At 70.8% G+C, this 25,502-nt stretch carries 29 protein-coding genes, 1 tRNA gene, 2 pseudogenes and 1 riboswitch; of the genes and pseudogenes, 13 read left to right on the top strand and 19 right to left on the bottom strand.

All coding sequences use genetic code 11. The annotated features are described in order from the left end of the window. Window positions 1-119 (bottom strand): annotated as a pseudogene (locus tag ABD52_RS41600) (septal ring lytic transglycosylase RlpA family lipoprotein); the annotation flags it as partial. A gap of 160 nt (window positions 120-279) precedes the next feature. Between ABD52_RS41600 and ABD52_RS23415 the strand changes: the two are divergent. Both ABD52_RS23415 and ABD52_RS23410 read left to right on the top strand, forming a co-directional pair. Next, entirely contained in the window at window positions 280-828 is a 549-nt protein-coding gene (locus ABD52_RS23415) for a phosphoribosyltransferase family protein (RefSeq protein ID WP_200905229.1), read from the top strand. 40 nt (window positions 829-868) lie between these two features. Next, window positions 869-1,282, top strand: coding sequence for an ASCH domain-containing protein (locus tag ABD52_RS23410; protein WP_013473386.1), 414 nt, complete (start codon window positions 869-871; stop codon window positions 1,280-1,282). Here the strand turns inward: ABD52_RS23410 and ABD52_RS23405 are convergent. The 4 genes from ABD52_RS23405 to ABD52_RS23390 all read right to left on the bottom strand — a co-directional run bounded on the left by ABD52_RS23405 (window position 1,279) and on the right by ABD52_RS23390 (window position 4,833). Next, window positions 1,279-2,190 (bottom strand): LLM class flavin-dependent oxidoreductase, encoded by a 912-nt coding sequence (locus ABD52_RS23405; protein WP_013473385.1) that lies wholly within the window; start codon window positions 2,188-2,190, stop codon window positions 1,279-1,281. The two genes, ABD52_RS23410 and ABD52_RS23405, sit on opposite strands and share 4 nt — an antisense overlap. 21 nt (window positions 2,191-2,211) lie before the next feature. Beyond that, on the bottom strand, window positions 2,212-3,264 hold the full coding sequence (locus tag ABD52_RS23400) for a MerR family transcriptional regulator (protein WP_047893239.1): 1,053 nt from the start codon (window positions 3,262-3,264) through the stop codon (window positions 2,212-2,214). A 76-nt stretch (window positions 3,265-3,340) separates the two neighbouring features. Continuing rightward, window positions 3,341-3,907 (bottom strand): NUDIX hydrolase, encoded by a 567-nt coding sequence (locus tag ABD52_RS23395; protein WP_053065474.1) that lies wholly within the window; start codon window positions 3,905-3,907, stop codon window positions 3,341-3,343. Between the two features lie 32 nt (window positions 3,908-3,939). Beyond that, complete coding sequence (locus tag ABD52_RS23390) at window positions 3,940-4,833, bottom strand: LysR family transcriptional regulator (RefSeq protein ID WP_047893234.1); 894 nt, start codon at window positions 4,831-4,833, stop codon at window positions 3,940-3,942. An 88-nt stretch (window positions 4,834-4,921) separates the two neighbouring features. On the opposite strand from ABD52_RS23390, the gene ABD52_RS23385 reads away from it, so the two are divergent. Together ABD52_RS23385 and ABD52_RS23380 are read left to right on the top strand one after the other, a co-directional pair. Next, entirely contained in the window at window positions 4,922-5,317 is a 396-nt protein-coding gene (locus ABD52_RS23385; protein ID WP_047893233.1) for a VOC family protein, read from the top strand. Window positions 5,318-5,326: 9 nt separating this feature from the next. Next, window positions 5,327-5,893 carry a GNAT family N-acetyltransferase gene (locus ABD52_RS23380; protein ID WP_047893232.1) on the top strand — a complete coding sequence of 189 codons (567 nt, stop codon included), beginning with the start codon at window positions 5,327-5,329 and terminating at the stop codon, window positions 5,891-5,893. Here ABD52_RS23380 and ABD52_RS23375 read toward each other — a convergent pair. Then, window positions 5,872-6,483 carry a dihydrofolate reductase family protein gene (locus ABD52_RS23375; protein ID WP_013283333.1) on the bottom strand — a complete coding sequence of 204 codons (612 nt, stop codon included), beginning with the start codon at window positions 6,481-6,483 and terminating at the stop codon, window positions 5,872-5,874. The genes ABD52_RS23380 and ABD52_RS23375 overlap by 22 nt on opposite strands. Before the next feature lie 77 nt (window positions 6,484-6,560). Here ABD52_RS23375 and ABD52_RS23370 point away from each other — a divergent pair, with 77 nt between their 5' ends. Continuing rightward, window positions 6,561-6,863, top strand: a complete 303-nt coding sequence (locus ABD52_RS23370; RefSeq protein ID WP_047893238.1) for a hypothetical protein — start codon at window positions 6,561-6,563, stop codon at window positions 6,861-6,863. On the opposite strand, the gene ABD52_RS23365 is transcribed toward ABD52_RS23370, so the two are convergent. Continuing rightward, window positions 6,841-7,362 (bottom strand): SMI1/KNR4 family protein, encoded by a 522-nt coding sequence (locus tag ABD52_RS23365; RefSeq protein ID WP_235437537.1) that lies wholly within the window; start codon window positions 7,360-7,362, stop codon window positions 6,841-6,843. The two genes, ABD52_RS23370 and ABD52_RS23365, sit on opposite strands and share 23 nt — an antisense overlap. Window positions 7,363-7,501: 139 nt before the next feature. On the opposite strand from ABD52_RS23365, the gene ABD52_RS23360 reads away from it, so the two are divergent. Further along, window positions 7,502-8,239, top strand: a complete 738-nt coding sequence (locus ABD52_RS23360) for a hypothetical protein (protein WP_047893231.1) — start codon at window positions 7,502-7,504, stop codon at window positions 8,237-8,239. A 12-nt stretch (window positions 8,240-8,251) separates the two neighbouring features. Here ABD52_RS23360 and ABD52_RS23355 read toward each other — a convergent pair whose 3' ends face one another. From ABD52_RS23355 to ABD52_RS23345, 3 genes are all read right to left on the bottom strand, one after another. Continuing rightward, window positions 8,252-8,494, bottom strand: coding sequence for a hypothetical protein (locus tag ABD52_RS23355; RefSeq protein ID WP_013473376.1), 243 nt, complete (start codon window positions 8,492-8,494; stop codon window positions 8,252-8,254). A gap of 183 nt (window positions 8,495-8,677) precedes the next feature. Beyond that, window positions 8,678-9,145, bottom strand: coding sequence for an SRPBCC family protein (locus ABD52_RS23350; protein WP_013473375.1), 468 nt, complete (start codon window positions 9,143-9,145; stop codon window positions 8,678-8,680). An 87-nt stretch (window positions 9,146-9,232) separates the two neighbouring features. Further along, entirely contained in the window at window positions 9,233-9,652 is a 420-nt protein-coding gene (locus ABD52_RS23345; RefSeq protein ID WP_013473374.1) for a hypothetical protein, read from the bottom strand. Window positions 9,653-9,896: 244 nt separating this feature from the next. Here ABD52_RS23345 and ABD52_RS23340 point away from each other — a divergent pair, with 244 nt between their 5' ends. Then, window positions 9,897-10,301, top strand: a complete 405-nt coding sequence (locus tag ABD52_RS23340) for a hypothetical protein (RefSeq protein ID WP_047893230.1) — start codon at window positions 9,897-9,899, stop codon at window positions 10,299-10,301. Here ABD52_RS23340 and ABD52_RS23335 read toward each other — a convergent pair. Together ABD52_RS23335 and ABD52_RS23330 are read right to left on the bottom strand one after the other, a co-directional pair. Further along, complete coding sequence (locus ABD52_RS23335) at window positions 10,289-10,708, bottom strand: hypothetical protein (protein WP_013473373.1); 420 nt, start codon at window positions 10,706-10,708, stop codon at window positions 10,289-10,291. The two genes, ABD52_RS23340 and ABD52_RS23335, sit on opposite strands and share 13 nt — an antisense overlap. Window positions 10,709-11,157: 449 nt before the next feature. Further along, window positions 11,158-11,231, bottom strand: a tRNA-Gly gene (locus ABD52_RS23330). 244 nt (window positions 11,232-11,475) lie between these two features. Between ABD52_RS23330 and ABD52_RS23325 the strand changes: the two genes are divergently transcribed. Beyond that, window positions 11,476-12,468, top strand: a complete 993-nt coding sequence (locus ABD52_RS23325; RefSeq protein WP_013283326.1) for a zinc metalloprotease — start codon at window positions 11,476-11,478, stop codon at window positions 12,466-12,468. A 69-nt stretch (window positions 12,469-12,537) separates the two neighbouring features. Here ABD52_RS23325 and ABD52_RS23320 read toward each other — a convergent pair whose 3' ends face one another. Continuing rightward, the gene (locus ABD52_RS23320) at window positions 12,538-13,083 is read right to left on the bottom strand and encodes a pyridoxamine 5'-phosphate oxidase family protein (protein WP_047893229.1); all 546 of its coding nucleotides are present in this window, start codon (window positions 13,081-13,083) and stop codon (window positions 12,538-12,540) included. Window positions 13,084-13,161: 78 nt separating this feature from the next. On the opposite strand from ABD52_RS23320, the gene dcd reads away from it, so the two are divergent. Next, entirely contained in the window at window positions 13,162-13,740 is a 579-nt protein-coding gene (dcd, locus tag ABD52_RS23315) for a dCTP deaminase (RefSeq protein WP_013283324.1), read from the top strand. A 64-nt stretch (window positions 13,741-13,804) separates the two neighbouring features. Here dcd and ABD52_RS23310 read toward each other — a convergent pair whose 3' ends face one another. Further along, entirely contained in the window at window positions 13,805-14,836 is a 1,032-nt protein-coding gene (locus ABD52_RS23310) for an NlpC/P60 family protein (protein ID WP_047893228.1), read from the bottom strand. A 13-nt stretch (window positions 14,837-14,849) separates the two neighbouring features. Continuing rightward, a riboswitch (cyclic di-AMP (ydaO/yuaA leader) is annotated at window positions 14,850-14,984 on the bottom strand. 238 nt (window positions 14,985-15,222) lie between these two features. On the opposite strand from ABD52_RS23310, the gene ABD52_RS23305 reads away from it, so the two are divergent. Then, window positions 15,223-17,256, top strand: a complete 2,034-nt coding sequence (locus ABD52_RS23305; protein ID WP_047893227.1) for an N-acetylmuramoyl-L-alanine amidase — start codon at window positions 15,223-15,225, stop codon at window positions 17,254-17,256. Window positions 17,257-17,326: 70 nt separating this feature from the next. On the opposite strand, the gene ABD52_RS23300 is transcribed toward ABD52_RS23305, so the two are convergent. The 3 genes from ABD52_RS23300 to ABD52_RS23290 all read right to left on the bottom strand — a co-directional run bounded on the left by ABD52_RS23300 (window position 17,327) and on the right by ABD52_RS23290 (window position 20,812). Beyond that, entirely contained in the window at window positions 17,327-18,337 is a 1,011-nt protein-coding gene (locus tag ABD52_RS23300; protein WP_013283321.1) for a C40 family peptidase, read from the bottom strand. A 170-nt stretch (window positions 18,338-18,507) separates the two neighbouring features. Beyond that, a complete protein-coding gene (locus ABD52_RS23295) occupies window positions 18,508-19,512 on the bottom strand; it encodes a hemolysin family protein (RefSeq protein WP_013473368.1) in 1,005 nt (334 codons plus the stop codon). Next, window positions 19,505-20,812 carry a hemolysin family protein gene (locus ABD52_RS23290; protein WP_013473367.1) on the bottom strand — a complete coding sequence of 436 codons (1,308 nt, stop codon included), beginning with the start codon at window positions 20,810-20,812 and terminating at the stop codon, window positions 19,505-19,507. Before ABD52_RS23290 ends, ABD52_RS23295 begins: the two co-directional genes overlap by 8 nt. 82 nt (window positions 20,813-20,894) lie before the next feature. Here ABD52_RS23290 and ABD52_RS23285 point away from each other — a divergent pair, with 82 nt between their 5' ends. Next, the gene (locus ABD52_RS23285; RefSeq protein ID WP_235437536.1) at window positions 20,895-21,572 is read left to right on the top strand and encodes a GPP34 family phosphoprotein; all 678 of its coding nucleotides are present in this window, start codon (window positions 20,895-20,897) and stop codon (window positions 21,570-21,572) included. Window positions 21,573-21,639: 67 nt separating this feature from the next. Here the strand turns inward: ABD52_RS23285 and ABD52_RS23280 are convergent, their stop codons facing one another. Both ABD52_RS23280 and ABD52_RS23275 read right to left on the bottom strand, forming a co-directional pair. Further along, window positions 21,640-23,838 (bottom strand): (Fe-S)-binding protein, encoded by a 2,199-nt coding sequence (locus ABD52_RS23280; protein ID WP_013283317.1) that lies wholly within the window; start codon window positions 23,836-23,838, stop codon window positions 21,640-21,642. Between the two features lie 180 nt (window positions 23,839-24,018). Next, window positions 24,019-24,282 carry a cell division protein CrgA gene (locus ABD52_RS23275; protein ID WP_013283316.1) on the bottom strand — a complete coding sequence of 88 codons (264 nt, stop codon included), beginning with the start codon at window positions 24,280-24,282 and terminating at the stop codon, window positions 24,019-24,021. Window positions 24,283-24,512: 230 nt separating this feature from the next. Between ABD52_RS23275 and ABD52_RS23270 the strand changes: the two genes are divergently transcribed. Further along, window positions 24,513-25,319 carry a DUF881 domain-containing protein gene (locus ABD52_RS23270; protein WP_047893226.1) on the top strand — a complete coding sequence of 269 codons (807 nt, stop codon included), beginning with the start codon at window positions 24,513-24,515 and terminating at the stop codon, window positions 25,317-25,319. Beyond that, window positions 25,316-25,502: pseudogene (locus ABD52_RS23265) on the top strand (hypothetical protein); the annotation flags it as partial. The gene ABD52_RS23270 and the pseudogene ABD52_RS23265, both read left to right, overlap by 4 nt.

Below are 25,502 nucleotides of genomic sequence, written 5' to 3'. Positions count from 1 at the left end.
GAGGTGAGCCGCACGGCGCCGACGGTACCGCCGACCGCGAGCGCCACGCCGACCGCCGCGGTCGCGGCGATGGCGGCGGGCGAGGAGAACTTGCGGGTACGAAGGTGCCTAGCAGCCACCGGCCCGGTCCTTTCGTCAACTGAACAAACCGGCCCGGACCGTAACGAGAGAAGCACTTCCGAAGTCAACGTGATCATGGTGCTATGCCCGCATTTACCCTGGTACGTGTAGCCGATCACGCCACTGTCGATCGGCCGAACGGCCCACCGATCCGCCAGGATGGAAACCGTGCTGAGTCGTCGCCTGGTCGAGCTGTTCGAGTGGATCGACCCCGGCCCGGGCAGCACCCACCTGGTCAGCGACATCTCCGGCTGGTGGCGTGACCCCGACGTGCTCGCCCAGGTCGGGCCGGCCCTGGCCGGGCTGTTCCCCGAGGACCGCCCGACCGTCGTGATCGCCCCCGAGGTGACCGGGCTGCTGCTCGGCCCACTGGTGGCGGTCGCCGCCGGAGCCGGTTTCCTGCCCGCGTACAAGGACGGCGGCGAGCGACGCCGGGCCGGGCCGACGCGCTGGGCCGAGACGCCTCCCGACTACCGGGGACGGCGGCTGCGGGTCGGCGTGGACGGCCGGCGGCTGAACCCCGGCGACCGGGTGCTGCTCGTCGACGACTGGGTCGACACCGGCGCGCAACTGGACGCGCTGTGCCGGGTCGTCCGGGACGCCGGGGCCGGCCTGATCGGGGCCGCCGCACTGGTCGCGACCTGCCCGCCCGAGGTCGCCGCACGGCTCAGGCTGCGCGCCCTGCTCACCGGCGCCGACCTGCCGTGAGCCCGTCGGCGGTGGCGGAGCATGCCGTAGCGTCGGCGGCATGTGGCCCCGCATCGGTGGATTGCGCGCACTCGCCCTCGGCACGCCCGGCGAGCTGCGTACCCGGCTCAACACCCTCGTCCTCTCCGGCGCGAAGACCGCCACCGCCGGGCTGGTCCAGGAGTACGACGACGAGAACGAGGAACTGGAGTACGTCGGCGAGCGACTGGTCCTGGTCGACGACAACGACGCGCTCGTCGGCGTCGTGGAGGTCACCGGCGTCGAGGTGGTGCGCTTCGCCGACGTGCCGTGGGACTTCGCCCGCGCCGAGGGCGAGGGCGACCGGTCGATCGAGGAGTGGCGCGAGGGCCACGGCGCCTACTGGGCCCGGCAGCGCACCCCGGTCACCGACGACACCCGGATCGTCTGCCTCCGGTTCCGGCTGGTCTCCACCGAGGGCAGCGTCGGCACCTAGCCGGCCCGGCGCAGCTCCGGCAGCAGCGCCGCCGCCTCCACCAGCACGGCCTCGTCGCCCGCGTACCAGCTGCTGGCCCGGGGCCAGTGCGTCACCACGTCGGTGAAGCCCAGCCGGGCCGCCCGGGCCACCTGCTCGGCGAGGAAGTCGGCGCTGGTGAGCGAGAACACCGGCGCGGAGTCGAGCGACAGGTAGCGGTCGAGCGTCGCCGGGTCACGGCCGGCCTGCTCCAGCGTCCGGGTCATCCGGTCCGACAGCTCCGCCACCGTGCCCCACCACGCCTCGATGTCGTCGCCGCCGAGCCCGGTGGTGACCCAGCCCTGCCCGAACCGGGCGACCAGCCGCATCGAGCGGGGACCGTTCGCGGCCATCACGAACGGCACCCGGGGCTGCTGGACGCAACCCGGGTTGTTACGCGCGTCCACGGCGGTGAACCACTCCCCGCGCCAGGTCGTGCCGTCCTCCCGCAGAATCAGGTCGAGCAGCTCGGTGAACTCGGCGAACCGGTCCACGCGCTGCCGGGGCGGCAGCGTCTCGCCGCCGAGCACCGCCGAGTCGAAGCCGATGCCGCCCGCACCCAGGCCGAGCAGCACCCGGCCGTCCGACACGTCGTCGAGCGCGGTCACCTGCCTGGCGAACGCCGCCGGGTGCCGGAAGTTCGGCGACGCCACGAGCGTCCCGAGCTTCACCCGGGACGTCACGCCGGCCGCCGCGGTCAGCGTCGTCCACGAGTCGAACCACGGCCCGTCGACCAGGTCACGCCAGCCCAGGTGGTCGTAGGTCCAGGCGTGGTCGAAGCCCCACTCGTCCACCTGGGCCCACCGCCGACGCGCTTCCGACCAACGCTGGTCGGGCAGGATCACGATGCCGATTCGCATGATCGCCAGGGTACGACCCGGGCCGGACATCCCGGCCCGGGTCGCGGGGGATCACGCCGCCAGGTCGGCCACCACGCAGGCGATGTTGTCCGGCGCGCCGGCCGCGTACGCCTGTTCGACCAGGCGCTCGACGGCGCTCTCCGGATCGTCCGCCTCCGCCAGCGCGGCGTGCAGCGCGCCCGGTTCCACCACCGCGGAGAGGCCGTCGGAGCAGAGCAGGTAGCGGTCGCCGGGCAGCGCGGTACGCAGCGCCAGGTCCGCCTCCACCTCCGCGCCCGCGCCGAGTGCCCGGGCCAACAGCGCGCGCTGCGGATGCGCCAGGGCCTCGGCCGGCGTGAGCCGCCCCTGGTCGACGAGCGTCTGCACGTACGTGTGGTCCTGGGTGAGCCGGGACAGCTCGCCGCCGCGCAGCAGGTACGCCCGGCTGTCCCCGACGTGCACCAGCGCGAGCCGGGTGCCACGTCGCACGAGCGCGGTGAGCGTGGTGGCGGGCTGGTCGGCGTCGGTGGCGTGCGCGCGTACCGCCCGGTCGGCCCGGTTCACCGCGTCGGCAAGCGCGGCGAGCAGATCGGCCCCCGGCGCGTCCGCCTGCTCCAACGGCCGCAGCGCGTCCACCGCCGCCGCGCCGGCAGTGGACCCGGCGGGACCGCGTACGCCGTCGGCGACCGCGAGCAGCGCCGCGCTCGCGTACGCGGTGTCCTCGTTGGAGTCGCGGACCGTGCCGGTCTCGCAGCGCGTCGCGTACCGGAAGGTGGTCTCGGACATGGTGGTGCCCCTCTCGCTGAGCCTGTCGACGAGGAGCGCGACGGCCCGGCCGCGCGCCGCGGTGTCCGCGCTGACCCGCCGCCACCAGGCGTCGAGCGCCTCGGCGGCGGCAGCGGGCGGCAGGCCGCAGACGGTACGGATCTCGGCCAGCGGCATCCCGGCCCGGCGCAGCCCGGCGATCAGCCGTGCGCGGTCCGCCTGCTCCGGCGCGTAGTAGCGGTAGCCCGAGTGCGGGTCCACAGCAGCAGGGGGCAGCAGCCCGCAGTCGTCGTAGATGCGCAGCGCCTTGGCGCTCAGGCCGGTCGCGCGGGCGAACGCGCCGATGGTCAGCAGTCGCACCGTGCCTCCCTCGCGCTCCTCGTGCCGGTCACCGCGACCGGCACCGGTCACGCTGGGCCTTGCCGCAGGGGACGGGTCAAGGCGTCGTTGTCGCCAGTTTGGCCAGCATCCGGCCCAGATGCGGCTCGATCGTGCCGGTCGGCGCCTCGTTCACCTCGGCCGGCGTCCACCAGCGGATGCCCGCGAACTCCACCGGATCGGGCGTGAACCGCTGGTCACGGTGCGAGTCCAACACGTACCAGAGGCTCACGTCGGTGTGCCGGTGCTCGGGCGGGCCGACCGTCTCGGTGACGGTGAGGAACGCCGGGCGCTCGCCGAACGGCGGCGCGAAGACCGCCGCCACGCCCAGTTCCTCCCGCAGTTCGCGGCGCACCGTGTCGGCCGGGTGCTCACCGGGTTCGACGTGACCGCCGCTGGGCAGCCACATCCCCGCGAGGCGGTGGTCGACGAGCAGCACCGCGCCGTCGGCCGGGTCGCGGAGCAGGAAGTACGCGACCAGGTGCGGCGACGGCGTACGCGGCTTGACCCGGCGGAAGACGTCATCCGTGCCGGCCAGCCAGGTCAGCGCCGCCTCCCGGTGCCGCGCCTCCAGTTCGTCTCCCGGTGACAGTTCCTCGACCAGTGCCCGGATCTCGTCCCGCATCCCGCCGATGCTGCCAGCCGGGTACGACGAGGTCAGTCCGGCGGCAGCGGGTTGGCGTCAGCAGCCGCGCGGACGAACTCACGTACCCGGGAAGTGCTGTTCCCGGCCGGCCACACCGGACCGCGACAGATCGGCGGCGCGTCGTGGATCGGCACGTAGGCCACGTCCGGGCGGGCGTAGAACTGCCGGGCCTGCTCGCCCACCGGCAGCACCCCGCGCCCCATCGCGACGAGCGCCAGCATCTCCGAGAAGCTGCCGCCCACCGGGCCCTTCGGCACCGGGCGGCCGGACGGGGTGCGGTCCGGCGTGCGGTCCTGCTTGAACGCGGCCGACGTCACCGCCGGGTACTGCACCACCGGATGGTCGCCCAGCACCTCCAGCGACACCGACTCCTCGGCCGCCAGCGGATGATCAGCGGCCACCGCGAGCACCCGGCGCTCGCGCAGCAGCACCGGGCCGTTCGCCATGCCGTCGAAGGGGTACGAGGCGATCAACACGTCGATCGTGCCGTCCCGCAGGCTCGACCGGGTGCTGGCCAGCGGCGCCTCGTGCACGTGCACCTCGCAGTCCGGGTGGCGCTCGGTGAACAGGGCCACCGCGCGCAGCAGCACCGGAGCTGTCGACTCACCCACGTACGCCACCCGCAGCTCACCGGTGAGCCCGCGCCCGGCGTCGACGGCCCGCTGCACAGCCGCCTCGATGCCGGCCACCAACGGGCGCATCTCCTCGGCCAGGCGGGCGCCGATCGGGGTGAGCCGGACGACCCGGCTGGTCCGCTCGAACAGCGGCGCGCCGATGCGGCGTTCCAGCTTGCGCACCACGTGGCTGACCCGGCCGGTGCTCACCCGCAGCCGCTCGGCGGTCCGCCCGAAATGCAGTTCCTCGGCCAGGGTCAGGAACGTCTCGACCTCGTACCGCTCCAGCACCGGAGCACCTCCGTCGTTGCCTGCGGGTCAACGATCGTAGTCCGGATCGGGGTTGGTCCGGACGGCGCGCCGGACCAGGGTTGACGGCATGCACAACCATCTCGTGACGGTGACCGGTTTCGACCACCTCGTCCTCTCGGTGAGCGACGTCGAGCGTTCCCTCGACTTCTACTGCGGCACGCTCGGCCTGGCCCCGGTGCGGGTCGACAGGTGGCGGGCCGGTGAGGTGCCGTTCCCCTCCGTACGCGTCGACGCCGGCACCATCATCGACCTGATCGAGGGCGACCCGACCGGGTCCAACGTGGACCACTTCTGCCTCGTGGTGGAGCCGGTCGACTGGCAGGGGGTGGTCGACTCCGGCGTCTTCACCGTGCTGACCGGCCCGGTACCGCGCTTCGGGGCGCGCGGCACCGCCACCTCGATCTACGTCAGCGACCCGGACGGCAACACAATCGAACTGCGCTGCTACCCGGCCGACGCCTAACCTGGTCCGATGCCGGAGCTGGAACGACTCGCCGCCCACCACGCACCCGCCGTGCTGCGGTTCGAGCGGGAGAACCGGGCCTACTTCGCCCGGTACGTCCCCGACCGGGGCGACGACTTCTTCACCGGGTACGCCGCCCGGCACGCGGCCCTGCTGGACGAGCAGGAACGCGGCACCTGCCACTTCCACGTGCTGGTCGGCGACCACGGCGCCGTGCTCGGGCGGTTCAACCTGGTCGACGTCGCAGGCGGCAGCGCCGAACTGGGCTACCGGGTGGCCGAACACGCCGCCGGGCGCGGGCTCGCGGGTGAAGGCGTACGGCGCGTCTGCGAACTGGCCCGCACCGAGTACGGGCTGCGCCGGCTGGTCGCCGCGGCGGCCCTGGCGAACCCGGCCTCGCTGGCGGTGCTCAAGCGCGCCGGTTTCGTGCTCGACGGCTCGGAGCGCGGCGATTCGGTGCACGACGGTTCGGTGCGCAGCGGTTCGGTGTCCGGCTGCGAGGTGGATCTGGACGGGGAGCCCGGCCTGCGGCACGTGCTCGACCTCCGCGCGCCCTACGCCGCTGCGTCCCCGTAGGTGGGCGCTCCGGCCGGCTCGTACGTCAGTTGCAGCGTGCCGTGGGCGTGGGTGACCGACTCGGTGAGCCGCAACGCGCTCGGCACCGTCCCCTCGCCGAACAGGCGCTTGCCGGTGCCGAGCACCACCGGGTACACCCACAGGTTGAGCCGGTCGACCAGGCCGAGGCGCAGCAGCGACTGCACCAGGTCCAGGCTGCCGATCACGTGGACCTCGCCGTGGCGGCCGTTCATCTCGGTGACGCGCTCGGCGAGGTCACCTTTTACCAGGGACGAGTTCGTCCAGGTGAGCGGCTCGGCGAGTGTGCGGCTGGCCACGTACTTCGGCACACCGTTCAGCAGGCCGGTGAAGGGGATGTCCGCAGGCGCCTTCGGCCAGTAGCCGGCGAAGATGTCGTACGTCTTGCGGCCCAGCAGCAGCGCGTCCATGCTGCTCGCCTGCTGGAACATCACCGCGCCGGACTTCTCGTCGAGCAGCGGCATCTGCCAGCCGCCGTGGCTGAATCCGCCCTCGCGGTCCTCGTCGGGCTCACCGGGCGCCTGCGCCACGCCGTCGAGGGTCAGGAACTCTGTCACGATCAGCTTGCCCATGGGTCCGCTCCTCCGGTTTCCGCTCGTCCCCCGTCAGACCCGTCAACGACCCGCAACTCATCGCCGAGGTGTACGTGATGGATTTCGTGGAACTGGTCATCGACGGGCGAATCGACATCGATCGCGACGACCTCGAAGACGCCCTCAACGAGGCTCTCGTCGGGCGCGGCGAGGTGACCGGTGCCGGAACAAGCGAGTACGGCTCCCACCTCGACGTCGACGTCCTTGTGACGGCGGACCGACGAGCCGTCCTGGACGCCGTCTTCGGGGTGCTCGCCGCCTTGGACCTGGGCGACTCCGTGCGGGTCCGGCCCGGCGACGGGCAGACCTGGATCCGTCCGGGCCAGTGGACCCGCACTACTCGTGCCGGACGAGCCTGAAGGGCACCCCGTCGATCTCCGTGACGTACCCGATCACCGGCACCGGGTTCCTCAGTTCCGCGATCTCGACAAGCAATGCGGTGGCAGTGCCGGCGTAGGGCTCGGGCGGGTCGATCAGGGCGGTATCGCAGACCACCGTCGGCCACTGCTCGGGAGGACCGTCGTCCAGGTGCCAGCAGAGCAGATAGTCGAAGTTCACGGCTCCCCAGACCCGGAGGTCTCCCGGTGAGGTGCCGAAGTGGTACGGGAACCCTCCTGTGCACTCCGCCCTCTTGTTCATCACGTGATGCCAGTTCCGCGCGTACCGGAGGAATTCCGGTACGCCCCAGTCGGAAGGATGAAGCACTTCCAGGAAGCCGATGCTGCCGTGTGGGAAGCGCTCGACGAAGCGTCGGTAGTCCTCGGGAAAGGGATGGCCTGCCGCCTCGGTGAGAGCCGTCCAGTCGATCTCCGTCTCCGTCGCCCCGTCCCAGTCGAACAGGCCGGCGAGTCGATCCACGGTCGGCGAAGCATTCGGTGTCATTCGGCTTCCTCCGGCAGATGATCGTTGGTCGGGTGCACGTCCCACCTCGCCTTCACCGTAAGATCACTCTCTTCGGCAGGCGTACGCCTCCGGAGTCCTCGAAGGCGGATTCGCCATGATCCCCGATCGGACTGAGGTAAGCGACCTCCTGGAGAAGGCGCTGGCGGGTGCGGCCGCCACGTTCCAGGGCATGACGGCGCACCGGCAGGAGTCCAACTGCGAGTGCCACTGGGGCAGCGCAGAGGAACTGGCACTGCTGAAGACGCCGGACGTGCCGCTCGACGAGGACCTGCTCCGTCGCACGTACTGGACCACGGACTGGCGCTATCCCGGCCCGCTGCTGCGCCGGATCCTGCCCCAACTGACCCGGAGCCTCGTGGCCGGCCGAGTGATGCCCATGGCCGGGATGGACAGCCTCGGGTACTTGTTCACCACCGCCCGCTGGCAGGAATGGCCCAAGGGGCAGCGGGACGCTCTGCGGGAGTTCCTGGACGCCTGGTGGCTGCACATCCTGGTCGAGCCCGACGCGAAGGTGCCCGCCCATGAGGCGCTGGCGTTCGTTGCCGAGACCACCACCACGCTCAGCCCGTGGTTGGCCGTCTGGACGGAGTCGTTGGTCGACGCGGTGGCCCGACGACGGCTGGTCACGGCCGTGGAGGAGTGGGTGGACGACCTGGTGGTCGACAGGCTCCCCTGGTCGAGTTGGCACAAGGAGGACACGTGGGGTGCCGCGCTGTCGCTGTGGGTGATACGACATGCGCCGATCCCACTACGGGAACACAACGCGTCGAGCGACGTGCTTGATCACATTGGCCTGCTCGCCCTGCCCTACGCCGATCGGTGGGACAAATAGCCCTCGCGACGGCTACGTCCATGGCGTGGACCGCATCTGGATCGGCTGGTAGGCCAAGGCTCGGTCAACCACCTCGGCAGCCGTCAACTCGGGGTCGCTCCAGTAGATCAGGTTGGAGACGTAGCCGCCTGGGCAGACGAGGTCTCGCTCAAGTTGGTCCAGCCAGCCGCCCAGCTCACCCTCGTCCGCGTAGTCGACACTCATGATCCGCTCGACGAGGGCGATGGCCTCGTCCCGCGTCAGCTCTGCTGCCAAGTCGACGCACCTCACGTCCTTCGTCGACCACGCCGGTCAGCTCTCGAACGGCGATCAGCCCAAGTAGCGCTGCTTTCAATCAGCAGCCTTACCGCGCGAAGGTCCGGCACCACTAGGTGCCACAGGAGTTCTTCGACTCCAGCCAGCTCCGGCCACGCTCGCGCCTGAGAGCAATGGCTGCACCTACCGGCACCGGGGCGCGTGAGCAGCCCAGGCGGTGAGCCGCCGCATCAGCTCCGCGAGCCACGTCCGGTACTCGTGGCGCAACTGCGCATCAACCCCCACCAGTACGCCTGCCGGAAGCTCCGCCCAGATCTCCTGGGTGAGACGGCACGAGTCGGGCCCGAGCGGCACAACGGTGAGCACGCCGCCGCTGGAGTATCCGGAAGTCAACGTACGGGTGACGGCACGACGCCCCGGTTCGACCTCGACGACCTCGTGCATGATCCCCAGTCGACCGTCGGGGCTCCGATGCACGAACGCCTGGATCTCGCCGGCTCCCTTCGGTCCGGGCAGGGTGACGCCGATCTCAATCGAGTCGTCCAGCACCACCAACGAGGCCGGATCCTCCATGAAGCCGAAGGCCGCCTCCGCGCTCGTCGGCAGGTCGACGGTGGCCGTCTCCCGTACCTGGACCCCAGTCGTCGTCACCCTGATCAACCGTAGACGCGAGCGCACGCCGCATTGTGTCAGTCGATCCGTCGACGGTGGGGGCGAGATCAGCGCTACGCGCCCTCGCTAGCGGGCGCCGCCCGGTGCGAACACGGCATAGAAGTACCGAAGGCTGTCCTCCGGACCGTTCTCCAGGCGCTTGAAGGCCTTCGCGATCGGATTGCACCAGCCCTGCCCGGCGAGCTCGACCACCATGGGCCATCCGACGACGGCCAGTTCGTCTGCCGTCGTTGCGCGCCACCGTCCACCCGCATGCCGGGTCAGCACCTCGCCGACATAGCAACCGAAGCCGAAGAGAGTCTCTGCCACCTGTCCAGCGGTGAGGCCCTCGGCCCGAAAGCCGTCGAGGATGGCGTCCACGGACGTCAGGCTGTCCGGCGTGTAGTCCAGGTGCACAGCGCTGACCTGGGCCGCTGACACCACGATGTCGCCCGCGAACCGGGCTGCGTTCTCCGGTACGGGCGCGTACTTCAGGCGCAGTTGCATGGTTCCCTCCAGCATGATCAACAGATCGAGATCGCGCGATCGTACCGACGACGGCCGTCGAGCGGCGGCCTCTCACGCGGCTCCCGGAAGATCCACGTGGGTCAGAATGTGCCGGTGACGATCTCCGCTGACGGCCCGGGCGAGCACGACGCCGTGGCATGGTCCGAGGCGTCCGACCTCGCCGGCTCCACGCCCGGCGTCCGGCGGCGCCTGCGGACGGCGCCAGGTCGAGCGAGGGAGAACCGTGAACGACGACGAGAGCGTTCGCCGCTACGGCCTGCGACCGACCGGCGCCGCCGTGCCTCACATCCGCGAGATGCTCCGGGCCCAGGCAGACCTCGATCAGCACGACCAGGACACCGAACTCATGAAGCTGTGCTGCCTGCAACTGTTCAACGCCGGCCGACTCAGCGATGTGCTCGTCATCTGGCAGGCCAAGGAATCGAGCTGGGATGCCCACTGCTCGATCGACGTCCAACTACTCTGCGGAGCAGGACTGGACGCCACCAAGGCATACCTGGATGCCGACGGCTCCGACGATGCGACAGAGGCGCTCCGCTACCTGCTCGACTGCGAGGCCGCCGGTGACTTCGACAACTTCTCCATAGCCGAGCAAGCCCGATGGAGAGCCGCCTACTACCTGAGCTGACGTTGCTGCGCAGCAGGATCTTGAAGAACTGAGCCGTCGAACCCGAAGTCGGACGGAGCCTGAGAAACCTTCCTCCGAAAAGCGTCGTCGACCAGCGCGCCGACGAGCAGGCCGTCCAGGATCTCTTCCTTCCGGACGTCATAATCAGAACTTCCGTAACTGTCGACCAGTTCCGCGAGGAGGTTCGCGACCTCGCCGAGGTCGAGGTATCGAAAGCCTTCCACAGCACGCCGGAAATCGTCCGGCTCGAGAACTTCCACCGCGAAACCCAGGCCGCCACCCATGACAGCATTGAAGACACGGTGTACGTGCGAGAGCTTTTCCACCCCGACGGGCGTGCCGACCGGCACAACGCCCTCGGCCCCGTAGTCCACTGCCTCGTTGAACACGTCATTCATCGACTTCATCAACACTCCCCGATCCCGGAGCACCCTGCCGCGTCTGAGGTGTCCGCCCCAACAAACTGCGCTTCATGGCTCAACCGGAGCAGCCAGCAGCCCCCGCGGAGCCGGAGGTTCTGAGATAAGGCGGCGCTGAAGCACCTGTCAGCTTCACGGGTAGCAGTGCCCTCACAAAGACGCCCACCTCGGGCACCTGCATCATCACCGGAGCGTCAGGCGTCGCGTGGCTCGGCCACGCCCCGGATACCCGGTGTCGCTCGGGGTTGTCGGGAACTGGATCAGGCAGCCGGAACCGCGCCTGGCGGTCACGGTCACGCCGTTCGTGAGGCTGATCAGATCGGCCCACGACGTCCCCTCCATCGCTAGTGGGGCCGCGGCCTACCAACCACGGGACAGGTGGTCCGTGGAACATCGAAGGCCCTGACCGGACTCGCGTCCCGGTCAGGGCCTTCGGTTGGAGCGGGTGACGGGAATCGAACCCGCACTGTCAGCTTGGGAAGCTGATGTTCTGCCATTGAACTACACCCGCAGGCGGCACCACTCTACCTGAAGGTCACCACCCCTGTGCATCCAGGTGCCCGCGCGCCACTTCGGCGAGGTGGCGGTATCGACGAGCGGTTGACCCCGCCACCTCCCCGAGCTGGAGTGGATCAAGCACCAACGTCGGCCACGTATGGGCGTTCTCAAATGCGTCGATGGGATGTAACGTCTGCCCCACGTTTCCGAACCGGCGTGACACACCCCCTGGCACGCCGTCAGAAAGAGGTGGGCCCATGGGACTCCGTCCCAACCTGCTGACCCGGCGTACCGCCGGTGTCGCGACGTCGACCCTCGCGCTGCTGCTCAGCACCGCCGCCGTCGGCGTCGTCCCCGCTGCTTCGGCCTTCTCGGCCGCCCCGGCCGGCGTCTGCGCCGAGCCGGCCGACGCCCACGCCGACGAACACGCGAACGCGCGCGTCGCGAAGGGTGGCAACGCCAAGCTCGACCCCAACCACCTGACCGCCAAGCAGGTCCGTGACCGTGAGGCCGACCTCGCCGCCGCGCAGCGCGAGCGGGCAAGCTTCCGGACCGGCGCCGTCGCCCCGCTGGCCACCGTGACCATCCCGGTCGTCGTGCACGTCATCCAGGAGAACAGCACCCGGGCCGGCGGCAACATCACCGACTCGATGATCAACCAGCAGATCACCGTGCTGAACCAGTCGTACGCGGGCTCGACCGGCGGCGCCGCCACCGCTTTCGGGTTCCAGCTCACGAAGATCAACCGGGTGACGAACCCGTCGTGGTACCCGATCGTGCAGGGCTCCTCCGCCGAGCGCTCGATGAAGACCTCGCTGCGTGAGGGCGGCAAGAACACGCTGAACATCTACCTCGGCGAGCTGAGCAACGGCCTGCTGGGCTGGGCGACGTTCCCGAAGCGGACGCTGGACAAGATGGACGGCGTGGTCGTGCTGAACGAGTCGCTGCCCGGCGGCACCGCGACCAACTACAACCAGGGTGACACCGGCACCCACGAGGTCGGCCACTGGCTGAACCTCTACCACACCTTCCAGGGCGGCTGCTCCGGCTCGGGCGACAGCGTCTCCGACACCCCGGCCGAGGCGTCCCCGGCGTACCAGTGCCCGACCGGCCGCGACACCTGCTCGACCGCCGGCAAGGACCCGATCACCAACTTCATGGACTACACGTACGACTCCTGCATGTACCAGTTCACCGCCGGCCAGGCGAGCCGCATGCTCACCGCGTGGAACGCCTACCGCGCAGCCTGACCGTCGTACCGCGTACCGGTGCCGGCCCTGTCCTCGGACGGGGCCGGCACCGTTTCGTCGTGGGCCGGGTCAGGCGGCCGGGCGGCGGGTGTCGAAGCCGTGCCGGCCACGCCGACCCTCGGCGGCGAGCGGGTCACGCCGGGCGGGTTCGGCCGCGCGCGGATCGAGCCAGACCCGCACCTGCGGCGGGGCGGCGCCGGGCTGGGCCACCGGATCACGGCGGGTCAGCATCGCCGCCTCGACGGTGAACTCGAACAGCCGCCAGTCGCCCTGCGGTGACGCGCGGCCGATCCGGGCCAGGCGGGCCACCGTGGCGGGGTCGGTCACCGGCCGGGCGCGGCCTGCGACATACGCCTCGTCGTCGCTCTCCTCCGGCGGGAACGAGTGCAGCGCGTAGCGGCCGTCGCGTTCGAGGTCGCGGCGCTTCGGCGAGTCGATGACGAAGCACCAGAGGCCGTCGGCGGTGAACACCGGGGAGACCGGGTGCACCCGGGGCCCGCCGTCGGCGCGGACCGTGGCGAGATAGCCGAAGCCCGGCCCGTACTGCTGCATCAGGAGGCGGATCTCGGCGGCGAGGCGGGGCTCGTCGGCGGCGAATTCGGACCAGGAAGCCATGTGGACACTCTATCGAACACGTGTACGAAGATGTAGTGCGACACGCAGGTCACCGGCACCTGTCGCTATGGTGTTCCGATGCTGCTCTCCGACCGCGACCTGGTCTCCGAGATCAAGGCCGGCACGCTCGCGCTGGAGCCCTTCGAGCCCACGCTGGTGCAGCCGTCGAGCATCGACGTACGCCTGGACCGGCTGTTCCGGGTCTTCAACAACCACCTCTACACGCACATCGACCCGTCGATCCAGCAGGACGACCTGACCTCGATGGTGGAGGTGCCGGAGGGGCAGCCGTTCGTGCTGCACCCGGGCGAGTTCGTGCTCGCCTCCACCCTTGAGGTGATCTCGCTGGGTGACCAGCTCGCCGGCCGGCTGGAGGGCAAGTCGAGCCTCGGGCGGCTGGGGCTGCTGACCCACTCGACCGCCGGCTTCATCGACCCGGGTTTCTCCGGTCACGTCACGCTGGAGCTGTCGAACGTGGCGAACCTGCCGATCACGCTCTGGCCGGGCATGAAGATCGGCCAGCTCTGCATCTTCCGGCTCTCCTCGCCGGCCGAGCACCCGTACGGCTCGGCCGTCTACGGGTCGCGTTACCAGGGGCAGCGCGGACCGACGCCGAGCCGATCCTGGCAGAGCTGGCGCACCTGGCCGACCCGCTGACGGCGCCCACAGTTGTTAATAAGGGCCCCCTCCTCTACCGGAGGCGTTAAGAGGGGGCCCTTCCTTACACCCGGCCGTAGCTGTTGATGTCGCCGTCGTCGACCCGCTTCATGGTGATGGGCTTGCCGGACTGGGAGGCGTGCACCACCCAGCCGTCGCCCACGTACATCGCCACGTGGTGCAGGTCGCTGTAGTAGAAGACGAGGTCACCGGCGCGCAGCTCGGCCCGGCTCACCCGCTTCGTCATGCCGTGCTGCTGGCGCGCGTTGTGCGGCAGCGAGACACCGCCCTTGGCCCAGGCCGCCATGGTCAGGCCCGAGCAGTCGAAGTGATCCGGCCCGGCCGCGCCCCACACGTAGATCTTGCCGATCTGGGCGCAGGCGAACTTGACCGCCGCTCCGGCCGCGCCACCGGGGTAACCGGCGGGGCAGGGCGCCGGGCGCAGCGGGCCGCCGCCACCGTTGCCGTACACCTTGAGCCGCAGCTTCTGCAGCCGGGCGATCTCGGCGTCGATCTGCTTCTTCTTCGCCGCGAGCTGGGCCTCGGTACGCGCCAGTCCGGCGATCATCTCGTCCAGCGGCTTCTTCTTCGCCGCCAGTTCGTCGCGCAGCGCGGCGACGGAGCGCACCTGCTCGTGCTGGCGGTGCGCGAAGCGGTCGAGCAGTTCCAGGCCGTTGACCAGGTCACCGGGTGAGCGGCTGCCCAGCAGCGCGTTGACGGTGGAGAGGTTGTCACCCTTGTAGGCGTCGGCGGCGAGTCCGCCGACCTGGCCGAGCGCGGCGTCCACCCGGGCCTGGAGGGGTGCGATCTGCCGGCCGAGCGCGTCGGCCTGCTTGCGCCGCGCGGCGAGCTGCTCACGTACGGCGTTGACCTGTTCGATGACCGGTTCGAGTTTGTTCCAGTCGCGGTCGATCTGCGCCTCGATCTCGGCGACCGAGGGTTCGGCGTGTGCCGCCGTGGCGCCGCCGGTCAGGACGACTGCGGTGCCGACGAGGGCGGCGAGGGCTGTGGTGAAGCGGGACCAGCGGGTACGCGGCACAGTCGTGGAGCGGTCGACCGACCGGCTCGACGACGGCCGCGGGGCATGGAGTGCCACCGGGCGTCCGTACTCCTTCTTCCGTACCGCCTACCGGGTTAGCTGACGGATTCGGGCGGGAAGGGAGCCGCCCTACCGCATCGCTGCGGATTCACCCCAGGTACCTGGTTCCCCGGCTCGCCCGGAGGCGACTCGGCGGTGTCGGACCGTCACCGACCGGGTTGGACGGTGAGACGTGCGGCCGACGATTCACCAGAGTAGGGACCACCGTTATCGATCCGCAACTTCCAGCGCCGTGACACTCCGTACGCGATGAGGCACCACACCCCGGTCGGAGGTGAAATTTTCTTTCAAGACTGATTACTCACTGGAAAGGTATTGACCCTCGCGGGTGTGCGGAGTGAGGGTGGAAACGCAGTGACCCCCATCCCTGTCCAGGAGGTTCGATGCGCCTCTCCGCCCCGCCGTCGGGCAGACGGATACTGCTCGCCGCCGCAGTGGCGACAGCCACCGCGCTGGCGACGACCGGCCCGGTGACCGCCGCGCCGGACACGTCCGCGCCCGCGAGCGACAGGCAACAACAATACGCCGCCGCCGCGGCCGAGTACGGCGTACCGCAGAACGTGCTGCTCGGTGTCTCCTATCTGGAGTCCCGCTGGGACACCCACACCGGGCAGCCGAGCACCAGCGGCGGCTACGGCCCGATGCACCTGACCGACGCCGCGCACATCCTCGCCATGCCCGGCAGCGCCCACGTCGACGAGGACGAGGACCCGCGCGGCGACGACTCCCGGCCGCTGAAGCTCGACCCGGCCACCGCCGCCGCGCCGGAGCGGGAGACCCCGCTGCCGCCGGCCTCGCTCCAGACGCTCGACGCCGCCGCCGCGCTCACCGGGCTCGACGCGGGCACGCTGCGCACCGACCCGGCCGCGAACATCCGCGGTGGCGCCGCGCTGCTGGCGTCGTACCAGAAGGCTCTGGGTGGGCCGGTCGGCGCCGGCACCGACCCGGCGGCCTGGTACGGCGCGGTGGCCCGGTACTCCGGCGCGGACACCTCGGACGCCGCGGCGGCCTTCGCCGACGAGGTCTACGACCAACTCGGCCAGGGCGCCAGCCGCACCACCGACGACGGCCAGCGGGTCACGCTCGCCGCCACCGCCGCGAAGCCGGACCGTTCCCGCCTGGCCCGACTCGGCCTGCGCAACGCCGAGCGGCCGGACGGGCTGGAGTGCCCGGTACGGCTGGCCTGCGAGTGGATTCCCGCGCCCTACGAGCAGCTCAGCGACGACCCGGGCGACTACGGCAACCACGACCTGGGCGACCGGCCGAAGCAGCAGAAGATCGAGTACATCGTCATCCACGACACCGAGGGCTACTTCGGCCCGAGCGTCGACCTGGTGAAGCGGGCCGACTACCTGGGCTGGCACTACACGCTGCGCTCGGTGGACGGCTACATCGCCCAGCACATCAAGACCAAGGACGTCGGCTGGCACGCCGGCAACTGGTACGTCAACGCCAAGTCCATCGGCCTGGAGCACGAGGGCTTCGCCGGTCAGGGCACCTGGTACACCGAGGCGATGTACCGCACCTCCGCCAAGCTGGTGCGGCACCTGGCGCTGAAGCTCGGCATCCCGATGGACCGGCAGCACATCATCGGCCACGACAACGTGCCCGGCATCAACGCCGGCGCGGTGGGCGGCATGCACTGGGATCCGGGACCGTACTGGGACTGGTCGCACTACTTCGACCTGATGAAGGCGCCGTTCCGCAGCACCGGCACGCCCCGTACCGGCCTGGTCACCATCGATCCGGACTTCGCCACCAACCGGCCGGCGTTCTTCGGCTGCAACCAGCAGCCGCCGGGCGTCCCGACGCCCCGGCCGCCGGCGCAGCCGTGCCCGTCGCGCGGCTCCTCGTCGGTGATCCTGCGGACCGCGCCGAGCCCGGACGCCCCGCTCGTCAACGACCTCGGGCTGCGCCCGGACGGCACGCCGGACACCATGTACATCTCCGACCACGGCGCCCGCGCCTCCGCCGGTCAGACGTACGCGCTCGCCGGCCGCCAGGGCGACTGGACGGCGATCTGGTACCTCGGCCAGAAGGCGTGGTTCCTCAACCCGGCCTCCGCGCCGACGGCCAAGTGGGCCACCGGCTTCGTCGTGACGCCGCGGCCCGGCAAGGCCACCATCCCGGTGTACGGGCGGGCCTACCCGGAGCAGGCCGCCTACCCGGACACCATCCCGTACCAGACCATCTCGCCGCTTCAGTACACGTTCGCCGCCGGCCAGCGGTACGCGGTGGGCGGGGTGCTGCCCGGCGAGTACTACCGGGCGGTCTCGTTCGACGGTTCGGCACCGGGTGACCGGACCGTGGTCCGCGGCGAGAACCGCTACGTGCAGGTCCAGTTCGGTCACCGGATCATGTTCGTGAACCTGGACGACGTGCTGATCCTGCCGTCCCCGGTCGGCGCGCCGCGCTGACCCGGCACCGCACACGGGAAGGCCCCCGGTCCGCGTGGACCGGGGGCCTTCCCGCTGCCAGGGCTCCGGGTCAGGCGACCCGGACGAAGCCGGCGATCGGCATCGTGCTGATGCTCGACACCTGGACCGGTTTGCCGGTACGTGGCGCGTGCACCATCACCCCGTTGCCGAGATAGAGCCCGACGTGGTGCAGGTCGGAACCGAAGAACACCAGGTCACCGGGGCGGGCCTCGGAGCGGGAGATCCTGCGGCCCTCGTTCCACTGCGCGCCGGTGAAGTGGGTCAGCGAGATGCCCGCCGCCTTGTACGCGTACTGGGTGAGACCGGAGCAGTCGAACGAGTTCGGGCCGGTGGCGCCCCACACGTACGGGTCACCGACCTGGGCGCACGCCGTCTTGATGGCGGTCCGCGCGGCGCTGCTCACCACGCCGTCGACGGCGGGGCAGCCTGCCGGGCGGATCGAGGTCACCGGCAGCATGGCGGTCAGCCGCTTGATCTCCGAGTCGATCTGCTTCTTCTTCGCCGCGAGATCGTTCTGCTGCTTGATCTCCAGCGCGATCAGCGCGTCGAGCTTCTCCTTCTGCTTGTTGTACTCGTCGCGCACCTTGAGCACACCGGCGATCTGGCGGCGCTGGTCCTCGGCGATCCGGTCCAGCATGACCAGCTGCTCGGCCAGCGCGCCCGGCTTGGAGTTCACCAGCAGCGCACCCAGCTCCTGCGACGGGCCCTGGATGTAGTAGCGGGCCGCGATGTCGCCGACCTTGTTCATGGCGAGCGTGGAGGCCAGCTCCAGCGGCACCATCTTGTCCTTCAGCGCCTTGGACTTCTTCTGGTTGGCGCGAAGCTGCGAGCGGACCTTGTTGAACTGCTCGATGGTGGGTTCGAGCTGCTGCCACTGCTTGTCGATCTGCGCGTCGATCTCGTCCACCGACGGCGCCGCGTGCGCCGGGGCGGTCAGCATTCCGGCGCCGACCGCGGCGGCCGCGACCAGGGTGACCAGACCGTGTACCACCCGTCGGAACCCGGCCCGCCGGCCGGGTGGAGCGCTCGGGGCGTGACGTTGAGGGGGCGTGGTTGCCACCGGCACGGACTCCTTTGCAACCGACCGCCGGGCGCCTCGCGAGAGGGAAGGTCGAGGCAGACGACCCACAGCGGTCGGTGCCTCACATTAGGGAAGGCGTCCGATGGAATCAAGGCGACCCTTTGTTCAATCACGTATCCGCAATCGGTTGCACACCAAGGGTATTCAATTCATCTTCCGACGATGGCTGTCAATACGTCGTCGAGCGTCACCACACCCATCGGCCTGCGTCCGTCGCTGACCAGCACCATGTGGCGGCGTTCGCGGCGCATCGCCAGCAGCAGATCGGCGAGCGTACGGTCCGGCGGCACCACAGCCAGCGGCCGGTAGATCTCGGCCGGCACGGGCGCGCGGCGGCTCGCCCCGGCGTACCCGAGCACGTCCTTGACGTGCACGAAACCGAGCACCCGACGGGTGGACCGCTGCACCACCGGGAAGCGGGACCGGCCGGTACGGGTCGCCAGCACCTCCAGCGACGCCGGTGAGACGTCCTCGGCCACCGTGGTCACAGTGGACCAGGGTTGCAGCGCGTCCGCCGCGGTACGGCTGTGCAGGGCCAGCGCGCCCGTGATCCGGGCGTGCTCCTCGGCGTCCAGCAACCCCTCGGTACGCGCCTGGGACACCAGCCCGGCCAGTTCCTCGGCGGTGAACACGGTCTTCACCGCATCGGTCGCCTCCACCCGCCACCACCGCAGCACCTGCCGGGACGCCCACTTCATCGCCAGCAGCAGCGGCTTGGTGGCCAGGCAGAACGCCAGCATGGCCGGGCCGAGCCAGAGCGCCGACGGCTCCGGCCCGGCGAGCGTGATGTTCTTCGGCACCATCTCGCCGACCACCGTGTGCAGGAACACCACCACCGCGAGCGCGATGACGAACGACACCGGGTGCACCGCCGAGGCGGGCAGCCCCAGCGCGGCGAACGCCGGCTCCAGCAGGTGCGCCAGCGCCGGCTCGGCGATCGCGCCGAGGCCGAGCGAGCAGACGGTGATGCCGAGCTGCGCCCCGGCGATCATCAGCGGGATCTGGTTCATGGCCGCCAGCGCCAGCCGGGCCCGCTTCGACGTCGCCGCCAGCGGTTCGATGACCGTACGGCGGGAGGCGATCAGCGCGAACTCGCTGCCCACGAAGAACGCGTTGCCGAGCAGCAACCCCACCGCGACGAGTAGTTCAGGCACCGCCGTCGGGCTCCTCGGGGCGTACCACCCGCACCTGCTCGATCCGGTGCCGGTCGACCTCCACCACAGTGAACTCGTACCCGGCCTCGTCGACCGCCTCGCCCGGCACCGGGATGTGGCCGAGCCGCGCCATGAGGAACCCGCCGAGCGTCTCGTACGGCCCGTCGGGCAGCCGGAACCCGGTCTGCTCGACCAGTTCGTCGGCGCGCAGCACGCCGTCGGTCAGGACTGTGCGCTCGCCGCCGGGCACCGTCAGCTCCACCGGCCCGAAGCCGTCCACCGCGTCCGGGTCGAACTCGTCGGCGATCTCCCCGACCAGTTCCTCGACGAGATCCTCCACCGTCACCACGCCGTCGGTGCCGCCGTACTCGTCCACCACGATCGCCAGGTCCGCCCCGGCGGCCTTGAGCGCGGCCAGCACCCCGTTCAGGTTCAGGCTCTCCGGGACGTACACCGGTTCCCGGGCCACGGCGGCGACAGTGGTGGCCGCGCGGCGGGCCAGCGGCACACCCAGCGCGTCGGGCACCCCGGCGACGCCGGTGACCAGGTCGAGCGTCTCCTCGTAGACCGGGAACCGGGTCCGGCCGGTCCGCCGGGACGCCTCCAGCAACTCCGCCACAGTCGTGGTGGCGCGCAACGCGGTCACGTCCACCCGGGGCGTCATCGCCTCGGCGGCCCGCTTGTCGCCGAAGCGGATGGTGCGGCGCAGCAGCATCGCGGTGTCCGGCGGCAGCGCGCCGGCCCGGGCCGAGATGGCGGCGAGCAGGCCCAGCTCCTCCGGGGACCGGGCGCTCGCCAGCTCCTCCTGCGGCTCCACGCCGAGGCGGCGCACCAGCCGGTTCGCTGATTCGTTCAGCAGCCGGATCAGCCAGCCGAAGGTGCGGGAGAAGGCCCGCATCGGCGCGGCGGTGGCGAGCGCCGCGGGCATCGGGCGGGCCAGCGCCAGGTTCTTCGGCACCAGCTCGCCGAACAGCATCGAGATGAGCGTGGCCAGCGCCAGCGCGAGCAGGCCGGAGAAGCGTTCCGCGCCGCCGAGCGGGTGCAGCAGCGGCGCGAAGAGCCGGGCCAGGGCGGGCTCGGCCAGGTAGCCGGTGAGCAACGCGGTGAGCGTGATGCCGAGCTGCGCGCCGGAGAGCTGGAAGGACAGCTCACGCAGCGCGCGGCGGACCGTGGCGGCCCGGCCGTCGCCCTCGTCGGCCCGCCTGTCGATCTCCGCCCGGTCGACGGTGACCAGGGCGAACTCGGCCGCGACGAAGAAGGCGTTGCCGGCGGTCAGCAGCACGAAACCGACCAGGGGCAACAGCGTCAGAAGCAGAAGGCCGTCGATGCGCGTGATTGTGGCACGCGCGCGCCGATGGCGGACCCCCCGTAGCGTGGTGCGCATGGACGGTCTGCTGCTCACCGACGAACTGGTCCTGCTCGCGTACGACGACGGCGGCACGAACCGGCTCGGCAGTCCGCACCTCGGCTACGGCCTCGCCGGGGCGGTGCTGCTGGAACTGGCACTAACCGGCCGGGTGGAGGTGGCGGACAAGCGGCTCGTCGTCACCGATCCCACCCCGACCGGCGTGCCGCTGCTCGACGAGGCTCTGGCGACTGTCGGATCGGGCCGCCCCCGCAAGCCGAAGGACTGGATCGGCAAGCTCGCCAAGGGCCTGCCGGAGCGGGTGCTCGGCGGGCTCGTCGACGCCGGGGTCCTGCGTCGGGAGTCCGACCGGGTGCTGCTGGTCTTCCCGCGTACCCGCTATCCCTCGCCGACCGGCGCGGAGCCGGCGGTGGAGACGGCGGCCCGGGAGCGGATGGCTGCGGCGCTCACCGGCGACGGCCCGGTCGACGCCCGGACCGCCGCGCTGCTCACGCTGACCCGCGCGGTCGGCCTGGACCGCAAGATCTTCCGCGAGCTGCCGAAGGAGCGGGTCAAGGCGCGCATCGACGAGATCGCCGCCGGTGACTGGGCATCGGCCGCCGTCAAGAAGGCGATCGAGGAGATGCAGGCCGCGCTTATGGTCGCGATGACGGCCGGGACGAGCGCCGCCATCATGACCACCACGACCAGCTGAAGGCGACGGCGGCGGCACCGCTCGGGTGCCGCCGCCGTCGTGGTCCGGCTTCCTGCCGGGGTACGCCTCAGCTCGCGGTCGGCGCGACCTCCGGCTCACCGGCCGGGGCCTCCGGCTTGACCGAGCGCAGCAGCACGCTCGCCACGTCGACCACCTCGACCTGCTCGCCCGCGCCCTTGCCGTTCACGCCGTCGTTCAGCATCGTCGAGCAGAACGGGCAGCCGACCGCGATGGTCTTCGCCCCGGTGGACATGGCCTCCTCGACCCGGTCCACGTTGATCCGCTTACCGATCTTCTCCTCCATCCACATCCGGGCGCCGCCGGCGCCGCAGCAGAAGGAGCGCTCGCTGTTACGCGGCATCTCGGTCAGCTCGCCCTGGATCGAGTCGCCGAGCACCTCGCGCGGGGCGGCGAAGATCCGGTTGTGGCGGCCCAGGTAGCACGGGTCGTGGTAGGTCACGCCGCCGTCGACCGGCTGCACCGGGGTGAGCTTGCCGGCGCTGACCAGGTGGGCCAGCAGCTGGGTGTGGTGCACCACCTCGAACTCGCCGCCGAGCTGGCCGTACTCGTTGCCCAGGGTGTTGAAGCAGTGCGGGCAGGTGGCGACGATCTTGCGCTTGCTCTTCTCCCGGCCCTCGAACGCCTCGTTCAGCGTCTCGACGTTCTGCTGGGCCAGCATCTGGAAGACGAACTCGTTGCCGATGCGGCGCGCCGGGTCGCCGGAGCAGGTCTCGCCCTCACCGAGGATGGCGAACTTGACGCCCGCCTCGTTCAGCAGCGTGGCGACCGCGCGGGTGGTCTTCTTGGCCCGGTCCTCGAACGCGCCGGCACAGCCGACCCAGAAGAGGTACTCGAAGTCGTCGACCTCGCCGACGCGCGGCACCTCGAACCCGAGGCCCTTGGTCCAGTCCTCGCGGGTGTTCTGCGGGGCGCCCCACGGGTTGCCCTTGTTCTCCAGGTTGCGGAGCATGACGCCGGCCTCGGACGGGAAGCTCGACTCGATCAGCACCTGGTAGCGGCGCATGTCGACGATGTGGTCCACGTGCTCGATGTCGACCGGGCACTGCTCGACGCAGGCGCCGCAGGTGGTGCAGGACCAGAGCACGTCCGGGTCGATGACACCGCCCTCCTCGGCGGTGCCGATCAGCGGCCGGTCCGCCTCGGCCATGGCCAGCACGTCCACGCCGGCCAGCTGCTCCTGCGTGGCCTTCTCCTCGCCGGTGAGGTCCTTGCCGCCACCGGCCAGCAGGTACGGCGCCTTGGCGTACGCGTGGTCACGCAGGCTCAGCACCAGCAGCTTCGGCGACAGCGGCTTGCCGGTGTTCCAGGCGGGGCACTGCGACTGGCAGCGACCGCACTCGGTGCAGGTGCTGAAGTCGAGCAGGCCCTTCCAGGTGAACTGCTCGACCTGGGCGACACCGAACTGGTCCTTCTCCGGGTCGGCCTCCTCGAAGTCCAGCGGCTTGCCCTCGCTGGTCATCGGGCGCAGCGGGCCCAGGCCGGAACCGGCCGGCTTCTCCGGGTCGCGCTTGAAGAAGATGTTCGGGAAGGCCAGGAAGCGGTGCCAGGCCACGCCCATGGTGACGTTCAGCGAGATCACGATGAGCCAGGTCATCGAAATGGCGATCTTGATGAGCGCGGCGACGCTGACGCCCGCCTCCCAGTCCGGGAGGACCGAGCCGACCGCGTGGCTGAGCGGGGCGGCCCAGACCGGGTACTCGAAGTGGTCGGTGGCGACCTTGAAGCCCCGGATCACGAACCCGAAGATCAGAACCAGCAGGACGACCCACTCGACGAAGTAGCCCTGCCACATGGTCGAGCCGGTGAACCGGGAGCGGTTCTCCGCGCGGCCGGGCCGGTTGCGCAGCCGGATCGCCATCAGCACCAGGATGCCGACCAGGCCGAGGATGCCGATCCACTCGGTGACCAGACCGAAGATCGTCCAGTGCCCGATGATCGGCAGCCCACCGCCGGTGGAGACGACCTCGAAGTAGGCCTCCAGCACCAGCAGCGACAGCACGATGAAGCCGACCATCACGAACCAGTGGGCGGCGCCGACCACGCTCCACTTGAGCATGCGGGTGTGACCGGCGGTCTCCACCAGCATCTTCTTCGTACGCGCGCCCTTGTCGCCGAACCGCTCCGGCGCGGGCTGGCCGAGCCGGATGACGGCGGTCATCTTCATGACCGCGCGCACCGCAAGCCACACCGCAACGGCGGTGATGGCGGCCGCGAGGATCGTGGTGACGATCTGGACGCTGCCCATCGAGTTGGCCTCCCGGTCTGCTGCTTTGTCCGTGCAGCCTACGCGCAAGGTTACCCAGCAGTAACGTGAGTCTTCTCGCACCAGGCCACGCCGCCCTGCGCACACCTTAGGTGGACCGACGCCGAAGCGCCGGGCAGGGGCGGCGTGGCGTGACCTACGCCGGGGTGGGGCAGCGCCGGATCAGCGCCAGCGGGAGAGCAGGATCAGCGACGAGACCATCGCGCCGAAGCCCACGGCGAGGTTCCAGTAACCCCAGCTGGCGACCGGGTACGCCTGCTCGGACAGGTAGTAGAGCACCAGCCAGCCGATGCCCGCCACGATCAGCGTGACCGCCGTGACCGGCAGCCAGATCGGGCTAGGCTTGCGCGTCGACGCCGTCGCCGTCGGACGTACGTCCGTCGGCGGGGTGTACACCTTCTTCTTGCGGACCTGAGACTTGGGCACGACGCTCTCCAGAGGGGGGTACGACCTCGTCCGGCCTGACAACCGGGCGCGAGGGCGACGGTCCATGGCCAATAATGTTCGACAGCTAGCGTAGTCCGGACGGACCGTCCAGGCCACGAATGGGGCCAGGCCGGTGCACTCAGTAACCGGAAAGAGCGGACTTTCCGGGTCGAGCAGGTCGGCTCGCACCGGCGCGGGCCGGAACGAGACGACGGGAAAGGGAACGCCCGGTGGAGTACACGTCCGGCGCCGCCTCCTGGCAGAAGGTCCTCCGCCGCGCGGCAGCCGCCCTGCTGCCCCGGCGCGCACGCCAGCGCCGCCCCGGCTGGTCCATCGGCGTACCCCTGATCGCCGCTGCGGCGGGCCTGCTCTTCACCACCACCGCCACCACCGCGGGCGGTACCTCTCTGCGCGAGGACCGCCGGCCCCAGCTCACCCAGCTGATCGAGGACCGCCGCGAGGAGGTCGCCGCCAGCGAGGCGAAGGCCGCCCGGCTCCGCGCCGAGGTGGAGGAGCAGACCGCCGCGCTCGCGGGCGCCGACGGGCCGATCAAGACCGAGCGGGACCGCGCCGCCGCCAGCCGGCAGGCCGCCGGATTCACCGCGCTCACCGGCAGCGGTGTGACTGTCGAACTGAACGACGCCGACCGCCGGCCCGACCAGCCGCTACCGAAGGGCGCCAGCAACGACGACCTGGTGGTGCACCAGGGCGACGTCCAGGCGGTCGTCAACGCACTCTGGGCCGGCGGCGCGGAGGCCATGTCAATCATGAACGTCCGCGTGCTGAGCACCAGCGCGGTACGCTGCGTCGGTAACACCCTGCTGCTGCACGGCCGGGTGTACTCCCCTCCTTTCAAGATCGTGGCAATCGGCGATCCCGCGGAACTCCAGCGGGCGCTCGCCGCCTCTGAGGGAGTGCGGGTGTTCAAGGAAGTGGCCGACCACTACCAGCTCGGGTACGCCGAACGCGTCTCCACAGTCACCGTGCCGGCGTTCGAGGACTCCACCGCGTTGCAGTCGGCGACGGTGCCCCGGTGACCGGCGGCGACCCCCGGGAACGCACCGGTCACGACCGCCGGGAGGAGCCGACAGCGTTCCTCCCCCGGGTCGAGCGTCCGGCCCCGGCGTCGCCGCCTCCGCTCGACCTGCCCTGGCCCGACGCCGGTCCGGCCCACGCCGCCCCGGCCCGACGCGGCCCGGACGCCCGGCCGCCCGTCCCTG

Origin of the sequence: Micromonospora sp. RV43 (genome assembly GCF_001029515.1) — a bacterium.
Lineage (GTDB): Bacteria > Actinomycetota > Actinomycetes > Mycobacteriales > Micromonosporaceae > Micromonospora > Micromonospora aurantiaca.
Note: the sequence above shows the minus strand (reverse complement) of the source record. Positions and strands in the feature narration are given on the sequence as shown.

Bases quoted from the DNA above. Each gene is read 5' to 3' on its own strand.
- ABD52_RS23415 (WP_200905229.1), top strand. From the start codon at position 280: ATGGAAACCGTGCTGAGTCGTCGCCTGGTCGAGCTGTTCGAGTGGATC.
- ABD52_RS23345 (WP_013473374.1), bottom strand. From the start codon at position 9,652: ATGCAACTGCGCCTGAAGTACGCGCCCGTACCGGAGAACGCAGCCCGG.
- ABD52_RS23325 (WP_013283326.1), top strand. From the start codon at position 11,476: ATGGGACTCCGTCCCAACCTGCTGACCCGGCGTACCGCCGGTGTCGCG.
- ABD52_RS23375 (WP_013283333.1), bottom strand. From the start codon at position 6,483: ATGGGCAAGCTGATCGTGACAGAGTTCCTGACCCTCGACGGCGTGGCG.
- ABD52_RS23370 (WP_047893238.1), top strand. From the start codon at position 6,561: ATGGATTTCGTGGAACTGGTCATCGACGGGCGAATCGACATCGATCGC.
- ABD52_RS23385 (WP_047893233.1), top strand. From the start codon at position 4,922: ATGCACAACCATCTCGTGACGGTGACCGGTTTCGACCACCTCGTCCTC.
- dcd (WP_013283324.1), top strand. From the start codon at position 13,162: ATGCTGCTCTCCGACCGCGACCTGGTCTCCGAGATCAAGGCCGGCACG.
- ABD52_RS23285 (WP_235437536.1), top strand. From the start codon at position 20,895: ATGGACGGTCTGCTGCTCACCGACGAACTGGTCCTGCTCGCGTACGAC.
- ABD52_RS23320 (WP_047893229.1), bottom strand. From the start codon at position 13,083: ATGGCTTCCTGGTCCGAATTCGCCGCCGACGAGCCCCGCCTCGCCGCC.
- ABD52_RS23305 (WP_047893227.1), top strand. From the start codon at position 15,223: ATGCGCCTCTCCGCCCCGCCGTCGGGCAGACGGATACTGCTCGCCGCC.
- ABD52_RS23280 (WP_013283317.1), bottom strand. From the start codon at position 23,838: ATGGGCAGCGTCCAGATCGTCACCACGATCCTCGCGGCCGCCATCACC.
- ABD52_RS23410 (WP_013473386.1), top strand. From the start codon at position 869: ATGTGGCCCCGCATCGGTGGATTGCGCGCACTCGCCCTCGGCACGCCC.
- ABD52_RS23380 (WP_047893232.1), top strand. From the start codon at position 5,327: ATGCCGGAGCTGGAACGACTCGCCGCCCACCACGCACCCGCCGTGCTG.
- ABD52_RS23360 (WP_047893231.1), top strand. From the start codon at position 7,502: ATGATCCCCGATCGGACTGAGGTAAGCGACCTCCTGGAGAAGGCGCTG.
- ABD52_RS23405 (WP_013473385.1), bottom strand. From the start codon at position 2,190: ATGTCCGGCCCGGGTCGTACCCTGGCGATCATGCGAATCGGCATCGTG.
- ABD52_RS23335 (WP_013473373.1), bottom strand. From the start codon at position 10,708: ATGAAGTCGATGAATGACGTGTTCAACGAGGCAGTGGACTACGGGGCC.
- ABD52_RS23395 (WP_053065474.1), bottom strand. From the start codon at position 3,907: ATGCGGGACGAGATCCGGGCACTGGTCGAGGAACTGTCACCGGGAGAC.